The sequence below is a fragment of the uncultured Aquitalea sp. genome (assembly GCF_945957525.1).
In the GTDB taxonomy this organism is placed as follows: domain Bacteria; phylum Pseudomonadota; class Gammaproteobacteria; order Burkholderiales; family Chromobacteriaceae; genus Aquitalea.
Window position 1 is genome coordinate 1 of record NZ_CAMFLA010000010.1, and the last position, 13,129, is coordinate 13,129.

General features: G+C 62.2%; 13 protein-coding genes and 1 tRNA gene. 8 read left to right on the forward strand and 6 right to left on the reverse strand.

The genetic code is table 11. The features are described from left to right. Positions 1 to 83: 83 nt before the first annotated feature. From Q0P52_RS10970 to Q0P52_RS10985, 4 genes are all read right to left on the reverse strand, one after another. Positions 84 to 159: transfer RNA gene (locus Q0P52_RS10970), tRNA-Gly, on the reverse strand. An 88-nt stretch (positions 160 to 247) separates the two neighbouring features. Beyond that, entirely contained in the window at positions 248 to 829 is a 582-nt protein-coding gene (gene pgsA / locus Q0P52_RS10975; protein ID WP_293762502.1) for a CDP-diacylglycerol--glycerol-3-phosphate 3-phosphatidyltransferase, read from the reverse strand. Between the two features lie 25 nt (positions 830 to 854). Then, entirely contained in the window at positions 855 to 2,660 is a 1,806-nt protein-coding gene (gene uvrC / locus Q0P52_RS10980) for an excinuclease ABC subunit UvrC (RefSeq protein WP_293762501.1), read from the reverse strand. Continuing rightward, positions 2,657 to 3,190 (reverse strand): DUF4124 domain-containing protein, encoded by a 534-nt coding sequence (locus tag Q0P52_RS10985; RefSeq protein WP_293762498.1) that lies wholly within the window; start codon positions 3,188 to 3,190, stop codon positions 2,657 to 2,659. Before Q0P52_RS10985 ends, uvrC begins: the two co-directional genes overlap by 4 nt. A 38-nt stretch (positions 3,191 to 3,228) precedes the next feature. On the opposite strand from Q0P52_RS10985, the gene guaB reads away from it, so the two are divergent. The 5 genes from guaB (at position 3,229) to Q0P52_RS11010 (ending at position 6,496) form a co-directional block, all read left to right on the forward strand. Further along, a complete protein-coding gene (guaB, locus tag Q0P52_RS10990; protein WP_293762496.1) occupies positions 3,229 to 4,689 on the forward strand; it encodes an IMP dehydrogenase in 1,461 nt (486 codons plus the stop codon). 338 nt (positions 4,690 to 5,027) lie between these two features. Then, complete coding sequence (locus tag Q0P52_RS10995) at positions 5,028 to 5,423, forward strand: hypothetical protein (protein ID WP_293762493.1); 396 nt, start codon at positions 5,028 to 5,030, stop codon at positions 5,421 to 5,423. After that, entirely contained in the window at positions 5,327 to 5,857 is a 531-nt protein-coding gene (locus tag Q0P52_RS11000; protein WP_293762491.1) for an amidohydrolase, read from the forward strand. Before Q0P52_RS10995 ends, Q0P52_RS11000 begins: the two co-directional genes overlap by 97 nt. Before the next feature lie 117 nt (positions 5,858 to 5,974). Continuing rightward, positions 5,975 to 6,202 (forward strand): M20/M25/M40 family metallo-hydrolase, encoded by a 228-nt coding sequence (locus tag Q0P52_RS11005; protein WP_293762490.1) that lies wholly within the window; start codon positions 5,975 to 5,977, stop codon positions 6,200 to 6,202. Positions 6,203 to 6,361: 159 nt separating this feature from the next. After that, entirely contained in the window at positions 6,362 to 6,496 is a 135-nt protein-coding gene (locus Q0P52_RS11010) for a hypothetical protein (protein ID WP_293762488.1), read from the forward strand. Positions 6,497 to 6,520: 24 nt separating this feature from the next. Here the strand turns inward: Q0P52_RS11010 and Q0P52_RS11015 are convergent, their stop codons facing one another. Both Q0P52_RS11015 and Q0P52_RS11020 read right to left on the reverse strand, forming a co-directional pair. Next, the gene (locus Q0P52_RS11015) at positions 6,521 to 7,378 is read right to left on the reverse strand and encodes an AraC family transcriptional regulator (RefSeq protein WP_293762485.1); all 858 of its coding nucleotides are present in this window, start codon (positions 7,376 to 7,378) and stop codon (positions 6,521 to 6,523) included. Between the two features lie 28 nt (positions 7,379 to 7,406). Further along, positions 7,407 to 8,315, reverse strand: a complete 909-nt coding sequence (locus Q0P52_RS11020; RefSeq protein ID WP_293762482.1) for a LysR family transcriptional regulator — start codon at positions 8,313 to 8,315, stop codon at positions 7,407 to 7,409. 266 nt (positions 8,316 to 8,581) lie between these two features. On the opposite strand from Q0P52_RS11020, the gene Q0P52_RS11025 reads away from it, so the two are divergent. From Q0P52_RS11025 to Q0P52_RS11035, 3 genes are all read left to right on the forward strand, one after another. Further along, positions 8,582 to 10,267, forward strand: coding sequence for a GMC family oxidoreductase (locus Q0P52_RS11025; protein WP_293762479.1), 1,686 nt, complete (start codon positions 8,582 to 8,584; stop codon positions 10,265 to 10,267). 126 nt (positions 10,268 to 10,393) lie between these two features. Then, entirely contained in the window at positions 10,394 to 12,013 is a 1,620-nt protein-coding gene (locus Q0P52_RS11030; RefSeq protein WP_293762476.1) for an MFS transporter, read from the forward strand. Positions 12,014 to 12,194: 181 nt separating this feature from the next. Then, positions 12,195 to 13,076 carry an alpha/beta hydrolase gene (locus Q0P52_RS11035; protein WP_293762473.1) on the forward strand — a complete coding sequence of 294 codons (882 nt, stop codon included), beginning with the start codon at positions 12,195 to 12,197 and terminating at the stop codon, positions 13,074 to 13,076. Positions 13,077 to 13,129: the final 53 nt, after the last annotated feature.

The following is a 13,129-nucleotide window of genomic DNA, read 5'->3' on the forward strand; positions in this document are numbered from 1 at the left end:
AACTCGCGACCTCAACCTTGGCAAGGTTGCGCTCTACCAACTGAGCTATTCCCGCGTCGCATGGTGTTACAGCAGTATCTGGATGGAGCGGGAAACGAGGCTCGAACTCGCGACCTCAACCTTGGCAAGGTTGCGCTCTACCAACTGAGCTATTCCCGCATACACACTGCTACTGCTTTCTTTCGCTGCCACCAAGTGGCGTCGAGAGAGTGCGAATTATAAGGGTTTCTGGCCCCCTGTCAACTGCTCACACATCAATTTTTTTACCGGAAAACTGCTGCGCCGCCATGCGCAGATAGTAAACCATTGACCACAAAGTCAAAACCACCGCCACGTACATGCAAAGATTGCCCAGCTCCCGCGTCAACACGCCGGGAATCAACGGGCCATCGTACAGCAACAGCAAGATAGCCAGCATTTGCGCCGTCGTTTTCAGCTTGCCGATATAGGCGACTGCCACGCTACTGCGGCTGCCCATGCCTGCCATCCACTCGCGCAGCGCTGAAATGGTGATTTCGCGGCCGATAATGATCATGGCCATCCAGCCCGGCGTACGGGCCAGTTCCACCAGCAGAATGAGCGCGGCGGCAACGATCAGCTTGTCCGCCACGGGATCGAGAAACGCGCCGAAGGCGGAAGTCTGCCCCAGCTTTCGCGCCAGAAAACCATCCAGCCAGTCAGTCCAGGCCGCCAACAGGAAAATGAAGGCGCCCAGCGAATTGCGGCTATGCGCCAGCAGTACGCTGTCCGGCAAGAAGAACACCGCCACGCAGATGGGTATCAGGGCAACCCTGAGCCAGGTCAGGAATATGGGCAAGTTGAAGGGCATTGGGTCGGTCTTGTTATGAACGTTGTCAGTGCAGTGCGTTGTAGATTTTTTCCGCCAGCGTCCGGCTGATGCCTTCCAGCTGGGCCAGGTCGTCCACACTGGCCGCCGCCACCCCGCGCAAACCGCCAAAGCGCAACAAGAGCTGCTGGCGACGCTTGGCGCCGATGCCGGGAATATCCTCCAGCGTCGAGGTGGTGCGCGCCTTGGCGCGCTTGGCGCGGTGGCCGGTAATGGCGAAACGGTGCGATTCGTCGCGTATGGTCTGGATTAAATGCAGCGCGGGATGGTCGCTGCGCAATTGTAGCGTTTTTTGCTGGAAGGGGAGGATCAGCGTTTCCAGACCTGGCTTGCGCTCCTCGCCCTTGGCCACGCCGATGATGGGCAGCTGGATGCCCAGCTCGGCAAACACCTCCACCGCGACACCCACTTGGCCCTTGCCGCCGTCGATCAATACCGCGTCCGGCATCACGCCCTCGCCTTCGGCCAACTTGCCATAGCGGCGCGTCAACACCTCGCGCATGGCGGCGTAATCGTCGCCGGCTTTGGCGGTAGTGATGTTGAAGCGCCGGTATTGCGAAGGCTGCATGGCCTCTTTGTCGTATACCACGCAGGAAGCCACTGTAGCCTCGCCCATGGTGTGACTGATGTCGAAGCATTCCAGCCGCTCCACCCCCTCCAGCTCCAGCGCTTCATTCAGCTGCTGCAAACGGTGACGTTGCGTGGCCTTGCTGCTCTGTCGCTGCGCCAAGGCCAGCATGGCGTTCTTTTCCGCCATTTCCAGCCAGACGCGGCGTTCGCCAATGGCATTGGACACCAGCAGCACTTTGCGCTCGGCCTGTTCTTCAAGATAGGTTTTGAGCACGTCCGACACGGGATGATTGATGACGATCACCGGCGGCACCGGCGCACCCAGATAATGTTGCGACAGGAAGGCATCCAGGTTGGCCGAAGCGTCGCCTTCCTCCCCGCCCTGCGGGAAGAAACTCTTGTCGCCCAAATGCCTGCCGCCGCGCACCATCACCAGATTGACGCAAGCCATGCCTTCGCTGATCACCACGGCAGCTACATCCACGTCCTGCTGACTGGAGTTACTGGAAACAAACTGTTTTTCCTGCACGCGGCTGAGCGCCTGGATCTGGTCGCGCAGTTCTGCGGCTTGCTCGAACGCCATAGACTCTGCCGCCGCCATCATGCGCGCCGTGAGATCGTCGATCAGTTCGCTTTGCTTGCCCTGCAGGAAGGACACCGCACTGGCGACATCCTTGGCATATTCCTCGCGCGACACTTCATCCACACACGGGCCGCTGCAACGACGAATCTGAAACAGCAAGCAAGGGCGCGAGCGGTTGGAGTACACCGAGTCTTCACAGGTGCGCAGGCGGAATACCTTTTGCAGGATCTGGATGCTTTCCCGCACGGCGTAGCCATTGGGATAAGGGCCGAAATACTGGTGGGGCTTTTTGAGTTCGCCCCGGTAGTAGGCCATGCGCGGGAAGTCATGCCCGGACAACATCAGATAAGGGTAGGACTTGTCGTCCCGAAACAAGATGTTGTACTTGGGCGACAGCGCCTTGATCAGGTTGTTTTCCAGAATCAGCGCCTCCGCCTCGGAGCGCGTGACCGTAGTCTCGATGCTGGCCACCTGTTTCACCATCAGGCGAATGCGCGGGGAGAGGTCGTTTTTCTGGAAATAAGAGCTGACGCGACGCTTGAGGTCCACCGCCTTGCCCACATAAAGCACATTGCCCGACGTATCGAGCATGCGATAGACGCCGGGCAAATTGGGAAGACCGGCTAGCACCGGCCTGGGATCAAAAACCGCTGGACTCACTGATTGCACCAGGACTGCACATTCTTTTGGGCTTCTTGAATATAGGCCTGCCGCTGTGCGTCGCTGGCGAGGTTGTTGCTGCCGGGCACATACACGCGGCCATTCTTTTGCAAGCCTGCCAGATTATCCTGCGCGTTCTTGCAGTTTTGCTGCGCCGTCTTTTTGTTCTTCTCATTGATCTTGGCGTTTTCCGCGTCGATCTCGGCATTCTTTTTGTCGGTTTCGCTCAGCGGAGTCTTTGCCTTGCCCGCTGGGGCGGATGCCTGGATGGCCGGCTGCGTGGCGCGCACATTCACCGACTTGGCCTTCGCGCCCGGTGGCGGCTGGTCGGAAAACACCACCTTGCCGTTGGCGTCGACATACTTGTAAACCTCGGCCATGGCAGGAGCCGACAGCAAAAATGCAACAGACATTACGACCAGAGACAGGCTTTTCATGGTGTTTTCCTGACATGAAACAGACTGATTGTACGGTGTTGCCTGCGGCCGCGCAAAGGCCGACTGCCCTAATTTTTGCAAGCCGCCCGCCATCTCGGTATAATGCCGCTTTGCCGCAAAGGAAACGCCAGATGCGTATCATCGAGAAAGCCTATACTTTCGACGACGTTCTCCTCGTCCCGGCCCACTCCTCAGTACTGCCGCGCGACGTATCCCTCTCCACCAAGCTCACCCGCAACATCACCCTGAACCTGCCGCTGGTTTCTGCCGCGATGGATACGGTGACCGAGTCCCGTCTGGCCATTGCCATGGCCCAGGAAGGCGGCATCGGCATCATCCACAAGAACATGCCGGCTGAAAAACAGGCTCTGGAAGTGTCCAAGGTGAAACGCCACGAAAGCGGCGTGGTGAAAGATCCCATCACTATCGCTCCAGACATGCTGGTGCGCGATCTGGTGCTGCTGACCCGCCAACACAAGATTTCCGGCCTGCCCGTAATCGAGGCTGGCAAAGTGGTCGGCATCGTCACCAACCGTGACCTGCGCTTCGAGACCCGTCTCGAACAGACTGTCGGCTCCATCATGACCCCGCGCGAACGCCTGATCACCGTCAAGGAAGGCGCCAGCATCGACGAGGCTCGCGAACTGATGCACGCCCACCGTCTGGAACGCGTGCTGGTGATCAACGATCAGTGGGAGCTGAAGGGCCTGATCACCGTCAAGGACATCGTCAAGACCAGCGAACACCCCAACGCCAACAAGGACAGCCAAGGCCGTCTGCGCGTTGGCGCAGCCGTTGGCACCGGCGGCGATACCGCTGAGCGCGTCGCCGCGCTGGTGGCCGCCGGCGTGGATGTCATCGTGGTGGACACCGCTCACGGCCACAGCCAAGGCGTGATCGACCGCGTGCGCTGGGTCAAGCAAACCTACCCTCAAGTGGATGTCATCGGCGGCAACATCGCCACCGCCGCCGCAGCGCGCGCGCTGGTTGAAGCCGGCGCCGACGCAGTAAAAGTGGGGATTGGTCCCGGCTCCATCTGCACCACCCGTATCGTGGCCGGTGTTGGCGTGCCTCAGCTTACCGCCATTCACAACGTATCCGAAGAACTCAAGGGTACCGGCGTGCCGATGATCGCCGATGGCGGCATCCGCTTCTCCGGCGACATTTCCAAGGCGCTGGCCGCCGGCGGCAACTGCGTGATGCTGGGCGGCATGTTCGCCGGCACCGAAGAAGCCCCGGGCGAGGTTGAGCTGTTTCAGGGCCGCTCGTACAAATCCTACCGCGGCATGGGCTCTCTGGGCGCCATGAGCCAGGGTTCCAGCGACCGTTACTTCCAGGATGGCAACAACGCTGACAAATTCGTGCCGGAAGGCATCGAAGGCCGCGTGCCGTACAAGGGCCCGATTGGCCAGGTTATCCATCAACTGATGGGCGGCCTGCGCTCTTCCATGGGCTACCTCGGCTGCGCCAGCGTTGCCGAGATGCACGAGAAAGCCGCTTTCGTGGAGATCACCTCCGCCGGCATGCAGGAATCCCACGTGCACGACGTACAAATCACCAAGGAAGCACCGAACTACAACGTGTCGCGCTAAGCGCCGCGCCCTTCGGCAAACCGGAAGCCCGCCTCTCAGGAGACGGGCTTTTTCTTTGGCTGTCCGCCGGCGCGCCCCACATCTGCAAGGACAACACCTGCGCAATGGCCGGCGATAAACCGCACGGGACAACACTGCCATTCGCCCCCTCCCCATCTCCCTAAGCCCGCCTCAGGTCAATCCCCCTCCGCCTAGGGCACTATGCGCCCACTGCGTCAGTGGTGCCTGATGACGGCAATCCGGCCAGTTAACCGCCACATTCATACCTGCCTTATATCTGTGCAACATGGCACTCGCTAATTTTGAGCCTCCGCCCTTCTCAACCATGAAGAACGTCCATGCCGCTCAATCTGCCATTTCCGCCCGAAATCCAACAGGCCCTCGCCGAATTCACCGGCATCCGGCAGCAAATTCACGCGTCTCCCGAACTGAAATTCGAGGAAAAACGCACCAGCGAACTGGTGACCGCCAGGCTGCGCGAATGGGGGGATGCCAGCACCGGTGTTGGTAAAACCGGGGTGGCGGGCAGCTTGAGTCTTGGCCACGGCAAGAAGCGCATTAGCATGCGCGCCGATATGGTGTCCTACCCATCCAGGAGGCCACGCACCTACCCTATTCCAGCCGGCGCGACGGCAAGATGCACGCCTGCGGCCATGACGGTCATACCGCCATTTTGCTGGCCGCCGCGCCTTACCTGGCTGAAACCCGACGCTTCAACGGCACGGTGCGGGTGATCTTCCAGCAGGCGGAAGAAGGCTTGGGCGACACGCAAGCCATGCTGCAAGACGGTCTGTTTCGACACTTTCCCTGCGATGCGATCTTCGGCCTGAACAATACGCCGGGCTTTCCGGTAGGACAGGCGCTGCTGAAAAGCGGGCCGATGGCCGCCTCATCCGATGCGCTGAGCATCAAGCTCACCGGCACGGGCGCCCACGGCGCCATGCCTTATCTGGGCCGCGATCCCATCGTCGCCGCCATCGTGATGGCACTGCAAACCATCGTCAGCCGCAACCTCAATGCCACCGAATCCGGCGTCATCAGCGTGGGCATGCTGCATGCCGGCTCGGCCCACAATGTGATACCGGAAACAGCGGAGCTGGAGTTGAGCATCCGTGCGCTCAGCAGCGCTGCCAAGGACACGCTCAAAAAAATCTACAGACGCTGGTAACGCAGCAGGCGGCCAGTTTGGGCATGTCGGCAGAGCTCAGCTAACGCGAGTTGATGCCGGTGCTGGTGAACAGCGAAGCGGAAACCAGGTTGGCGGCCGAGGTTTGCCGAAGCCTGCTTGCTGGGCGAAGAGCAGGTCATCATGTCGCCGGTGGGCATGATGGGCAGCGAGGGCTTCGCTTACATGCTGGAGCACGTGCCCGGCTGCTACCTGCTGATCGGCAACGGCATGGAGGGGCACGGCGGCGGCACCGTTCACAACCCGGGCCATGACTTCAACGACGCCACGCTACCGGTGGGCGCGTCCATCTGGGCGCGGCTGGTGGAGCGCTTCCTCCCCCTTTGACAGGTCCCTCTCCGGCACACTCCTCTCAACCTCACCTCGCGAGGCCCGAGCATGAACAAATCGCTGGAACCTGTCTTGCCGGCCACCGCCTGCAACTGATCGCGCACTGAAGGCAGCCGCGCCACCGGCCTGTCGGTCATTTACACCACCGGCGTCACGGTGTTTGGCGGCTTTGCCCCCTACTTCGTCAGCAAGCTGATCAGCCTCACCGGCAACGCCATGGCCCCCAGCTGGTATTTGATGTTCTGCGGCGTCGCCAGCTTGCTGGCTTTCCCTGAAGAACGGCTGGATTGACAGAGGCTGACGACACCGCCTGAATCAGGCCAATGCCAGCATCAAGCGCGTGCGCAGATCCTTGGGGGCGGTGTCATAGGGCGAATTCAGATACTCCTCCACGCAAGGCACATTGGCCGGCACCTTGCCGCTATGGGGCAACCAGTGCCGGTACAGCCAGTCCCAGGTGGTTTTCAGCTCGGCATAAGGGCCAAGATGCAGGGCGCAGGCGTAATGCCCCGCCGGAATCTCTCCCCATTCGAAATTGTCCGGCAATGCCTTGTCCGCCCACGCATCCGGCGCGGTAAGGCAAGCAATGGATTGCAACTCCGCTTCCGGCATCTGATCCGGGTCGCTGAGAAACAGGGCAAACGCACGGCTATGCGCCACATTCTCCGGCCCCAGCAGCGCCTGCAAGGCGTCAAAAGCCTTGCCGATATCCATATACGCGCCACGGTGGCGGCGCATCAGCACGCGCAGCTCCTGTTCCATGTACATTTCACTCACTTCATGCATGACGGTCTCCCGGTTTAGCCCGGCCTGTGCGACCCGGCGTTTGCGATAACGCCCCGGCGTCTCGCCATAGGCAAGACCGAATGCCCGGACAAAAGCCGCGCTGCTGCTGTACCCGGCCCGCAGCGCCACTCGAGGCAAGGGCAACACGCTGCGCTCCAGATCACGCGCGGCGCGGTGCAGCAGCAGCCGCTGCCGGGTTTCCGCCACGGTCTCACCCATCAGGCCGTGATAGACCCGGTGAAAGTGATAAGGAGACAGGCAAGCCTCTTCGGCCAGGCGCTCCAGCGACACCGATGCGTCCAGATGCCGCCACAGGTAGTCCAGCGCCGGCAGCATGCGCCGCAGATACGGCGACTCCGGTCCTCTTTGGCGATAGGGCGTTTTCATGCGTACAGCTTATCCGGAAGAAATTGATTCAGTTTGCGCTATTGCCCGGCTGCTGTAGCAGCAGCCATTGGTATTCCTGGCACAGCGCCACCACGAAATCCCACACCACGCGATAACGCAGGGTGCGGCGGATATCTCCGCGGCCGCTAATCCAGTAAGAACGTTGAATGCGGATATCGGGCAGGATCTGCGTCAGCCTCGGGTCGTCATGGGTCATGAAGTTGGGCAACACGGCAATGCCGCCACCCGCCAGCGCGGCCTGCTGCTGCGCCACCACGCTGGTGGAGCGCAAATGCAGATTGGGCTGACGACACAGGCCCTGATGAAACATCAATTCGCGCGAGAACAACAAATCATCCACATAGCCGATGATGGGATGACCGGACAGATCGTCCCGCTCAACGATGGGCGCCTGAGCCGCCAACCAGGCCGGGGCAGCGTACAGGCCCAGACAGTAGTCCGTCAGCTTGCGCGTCACCACCATATTCACCTGCGGCCGCTCCAGCGATATGGCGATGTCGGCCTCGCGGTTGGTGATGCTGACAAAGCGGGGCACCGCGATCAGATCCACCTCCAGCGCAGGATAGAGCGCCATCAGCCTGGGCAGGTGGCGCGCCAGAAACCAGGCGCCTATGCCTTCCGGTGCGCCCAGGCGCACTTGGCCCGACACTTCTGCATGCCCCACCTTGGCTTCGTCCAGCATGTGGCTGGCGGTATTTTCCATCGCCTCGGCCAAGGGCAGCAATTGCCGGCCGATGGCGGTCAGGGTGTAACCGTCGCTGTGCTGGACAAACAAGGGCTGACCCACACTGACTTCCAAGGCCTCGATATGCCGGGCCACCGTCGCATGGGCCGTACCGAGTTGCCTGGCGGCGCTCAGCAGCTTGCCGCTGCGGTGCAAGGCCAGAAAGTAGCGAATGTCATTCCAGTCAAACATGCAACACTCCTGCAAAAACGGATAGTGAACCAGCCATGCGCCGGCACGGTTGCGCATGCTGCGCCGCGGGGCGGCTGCAAGCCGCTTCCGCTGGCGCAATGCCCCGCCGGCACGACGGTTTATTGTGCAAGCGCACACGATAGATCAAACGCTTGCGGGCGCGGCTGTTCAAAAATTAACACAAGCTGTTACGACACGGGCATTTTCTGCTCGCCTTGCAAAGCTCTAGTCTGAGCCGGTCTTGCGGATACTTCAGGAGGAGCGGCATGCCGGCAGCGCAGTGCGGAGAGTTTGATTACATCATCGTCGGCGCGGGCAGCGCCGGCTGCCTGCTTGCCAACAGGCTTTCGGCCAACCCCGGTCACCGCGTACTGCTGCTGGAGGCCGGCGGCGAAGACAACTACCCCTGGATTCACATCCCGGTGGGCTACCTGCGCTGCATCGGCAACCCGCGCACCGACTGGTGTCTGAAAACCGCTCCCGAGCCCGGGCTGGGCGGCCGCAGCCTCAACTATCCGCGCGGCAAGGTGCTGGGCGGTTGTTCGTCCATCAACGGCATGATCTACATGCGCGGCCAGGCGGCCGATTACGACCGCTGGGCGGCGGCCGGCAACGCCGGTTGGAGCTGGCGCGAGGTGCTGCCTGATTTCATCGCCATGGAGCACCATTTCGACCCCGCCCGGGCCTTGCACGGGCACCAGGGCGAATGGCGCGTTGAGGCGCAGCGACTGTCCTGGGACATTCTGGAAGCCTTCCGCGCGGCGGCCGCGCAAACCGGGATCGCGCCGGTGGACGACTTCAATCAGGGCGACAATGCCGGTTGCGGCTATTTCGAGGTAAACCAGAAACAGGGCGTGCGCTGGAACAGCGCCAAAGCCTTTCTGCACCCGGTACGCCAGCGCGCCAACCTGACCGTGCTGACCAGTGCGGAGGCGGAACGCCTGCTGATGCGCGAGCGTCGCGTGGAAGGTGTCGCCTTCATCCGCCACGGCCAGCGCGTAGAAGCGCGGGTGCGGCGCGAGGTAGTGCTGGCCTCCGGCGCCATCGGCAGCCCGCTGCTGTTGCAACGCTCGGGCATCGGCGATCCGGATGCCTTGCGCGCCTGCGGCATTGCGCCGGCGCACGCGCTGCCCGGCGTGGGCAAAAACCTGCAGGACCATTTGCAGCTGCGACTGGTCTACCGCCTCAACGACAAGGCCCGCACGCTCAATCAGCTGGCGCACAGCTGGCGGGGCAAGCTCGGCATGGCCTGGGATTACGCCCTGCATCGGCGCGGACCGCTGGCCATGGCGCCCAGCCAGTTGGGCGCCTTCGCAAAATCCTCGCCCGAGCAGCCTTCGGCCAACCTTGAATACCATGTGCAGCCGCTGTCGCTGGATCGCTTCGGCGAGCCGCTGCACCGCTTCCCGGCCTTCACCGCCTCCGTCTGCGACCTGCGCCCGCAAAGCCGGGGCGAAGTGGGCCTTGGCGGCCCCGCACTGACCGACGCGCCGCGCATCCAGCCGCGCTATCTCAGCCATCCGGATGACCTGCGCGTGGCGTCGGACGCCATCCGGCTGACGCGCCGCATCGTCGCCGCGCCGGCGCTGGCCGCCTACCAGCCGCAGGAATACAAGCCCGGCCCCGGCTACGAAAGCGAAGCGCAGCTGCACGCGGCGGCCGGCGAGATCGGCACCACCATCTTCCATCCGGTTGGCACCTGCAAGATGGGCGGCGACGCCATGGCGGTGGTGGATGAACGACTGCGCGTGCGCGGCCTGCGCGGACTGCGCGTGGCGGACGCTTCCATCATGCCCTTCATTACCTCGGGCAATACCAACTCGCCCACGCTGATGATTGCGGAAAAGGCCGCGCGCATGTTGGCCGAAGACGCCATTAATGACACCACAAGACCGGCTTCCAGGCCGGCGGACACCATAAAAGCAGCCAACAAAAACCAGTTTCACGACTGAGGCAAGGCGCGCCGACGCATGCAGCGCATTGAGTACGACCAGGCGCGCAACGCCGCAACAGGATTTTTGTTGGCCGCTCTTAGCCGTGCCAAGCGGCATCGACCGCACACACAAGGAGAGACAAGCATGAGCAACGCGTATCAGGTCAGCGCCGGCCAGGCCGTCGGCGTCATCACCCAATCCGAGCGACGAGTGATCTTCGCATCGTCGCTGGGCACCGTGTTCGAGTGGTATGACTTTTTCCTCTACGGAGCGCTGGCCTCCATCATCAGCAAGCAATTCTTTGCCGGCGTAAACGACACCACAGCCTTCATTTTTGCGCTGATGACTTTTGCCGCCGGCTTTCTGGTGCGCCCGTTCGGTGCCTTGGTGTTCGGCCGGCTGGGCGACATGATAGGCCGCAAATACACCTTTCTCGCCACCATCATCCTGATGGGCCTGTCCACTTTTCTGGTGGGCGTTCTGCCCAACTACGCCAGCATCGGCATTGCCGCGCCCATTCTGCTGGTGGTGCTGCGCATGCTGCAGGGGCTGGCCATTGGCGGTGAATACGGCGGTGCGGCCATCTATGTGGCGGAGCACGCGCCCGACCACAAGCGCGGCAGCTACACCAGCTGGATTCAGGTCACCGCCACCGGCGGACTACTACTGTCGCTGCTGGTGATTCTGGCTTGCCGCCAGATTACAGGCGACGATTTCAACAGCTGGGGCTGGCGGCTGCCATTCCTGATTTCGCTGCTGCTGTTGGGCATCTCCACCTGGATTCGCCTGTCCATGCACGAATCGCCGGCCTTCCTCAAGATGAAGGCCGAAGGCAAGCACTCCAAAGCCCCGCTGACCGAATCGTTCACCAACTGGCAGAATCTGCGCATCGTGCTGATTTCGCTGTTCGGCATCAATGGCGGTCAGGCGGTTACCTTCTACTGCGCGCAGTTCTATTCCTTGTTCTTTCTCACGCAAATCCTCAAGGTGGACGCGCAAAGCGCCAATCTGATGCTGGTGGCAGCACTGATCATCTCCGCCCCGCTGTTCCTGTTCTTCGGCAAACTGTCCGACCGCATCGGCCGCAAACCCATCCTCATGGCCGGTTTTCTGCTGGGCGCGCTCTTGACCTTCCCCGCCTTCAAGGGGCTGACGCTGTACGCCAGCCCCGACATCGCTCACGCGCAGCAACGCAGCCCGGTGACCGTGGTGGCAGACCCCACCACCTGCCACTTCCTGTTTGACCCGGTGGGCAAGGCCAAACTGGATACCGCCTGCGACAAGGCCAAATCACTGCTGGCCAAGAGCGGCATTCCCTATCAGGAAAAAGCCGGTCCCGCCGGCAGCATGCAGGTGATGATAGGCAGCACCACGCTGGATGGCTTCGACAAGGACAAGCTGCTGGGCGGCCTCAAGGCGGCCGGCTACCCGGACAAGGCAGATCCGTCCAAGATCAACCAACCCATGGTGGTGCTGATGCTGGTGCTGCTGTGCGTGTTCTCCGCCATGACTTACGGCCCGCTGGCGGCCCTGATGGTGGAGCTGTTTCCCACCCGCATCCGCTACACCTCGATGTCGCTGCCCTACCATCTGGGCAATGGCTGGATCGGCGGCCTGCTGCCCACGGTCGCCTTCTCGCTGGTGGTATACACCGGCGACATCTTCTACGGCCTGTGGTACCCGGTGATTGTCTGTGTGATGAGCTTTGTCGTCAGCCTGATCGCGCTGCCGGAGACCTATCGCCGCGACATCCACCAGCACTGAAACTCCCGGTCCCGGGCATCCTCCCGGCCTCGTTGGCGGCCCCCTGCGGTGGCCGCCTTTTTCATTCCGCTAGCAGCTCAACACAGCGCCCCTCCCCCTCATGCTGCGCCGCGCTTGCCCCTCACCAGGGAACAGCTTATAAAACGGCTTGCCCGCCTTCGGCCAACCTCTTGCTCACGCCATGCACCCAGACAGCCAAAGCCTTTATCTCACGCTCAACCGCCACCGCTACCACCTGCGCCAATGGGGCAAGCCAGACGCGCCGCTCTTGGTGATGCTGCACGGCTGGATGGACAGCTCCGCCACCTTCCGTTATCTGGTGGAAGCCCTGCCCGACCAATGGCGCATCGTCGCGCCGGACTGGCGCGGCTTTGGCGACTCGGACTGGAACACCGGCAGCTATTACTTTCCCGACTACCTGGCCGATCTGGACGCTTTGCTGGACCAGCTCTCTCCCAATGAACCGGTGCGCCTGCTGGGTCACAGCATGGGGGCGATGGTGGCCGGCATCTATAGCGGCGTACGGCCCGAACGCATACGGCAAGCGATGCTGGTGGAAGGCTTCGGCCTCAACGCCACCCGCCCAGCCGAAGCGCCCGGCCGCTACGGACGCTGGCTGCGGGAAACCGCCCAGGCGCCCTCCTTTGCCCCCTTGGGCAGCGTGGAAGACGTGGCCGCCAAGCTGATTGAGCGCAATCCGCGCCTGCAAGCCGGGCGGGCGATGTGGTTGGCCGAAGCGCTGACCCGGCAGGACGCGCAAGGTCAGCGCTTTTACCGCGCCGACCCCCGCCACAAGATGGTGAACCCGGTGCTGTATCGGCTGGAAGAAGCCAAAGCCTGCTGGCAACGCATCAGCGCACCGGTGCACTGGGTGCTGGGTGGCGATATGTGGGACCACCCCATGGCCAAGGGCGTGATGGACACGCTGCCCGAACGGCGCGCCTGTTTTGCCCAGCTGCAGGAGACCGTTGTGCCCGAAGCGGGCCACATGATCCAGTGGGAACAACCTGCCGCGCTGGCTTCGGTTGTAAGCGGCTTTTTCGACTGCCGCAGCAAGGCCTGAACAGTGGCTTGACGGGCGTCAACGTCATGATGACCAGTAGGGTAAAGATCGCC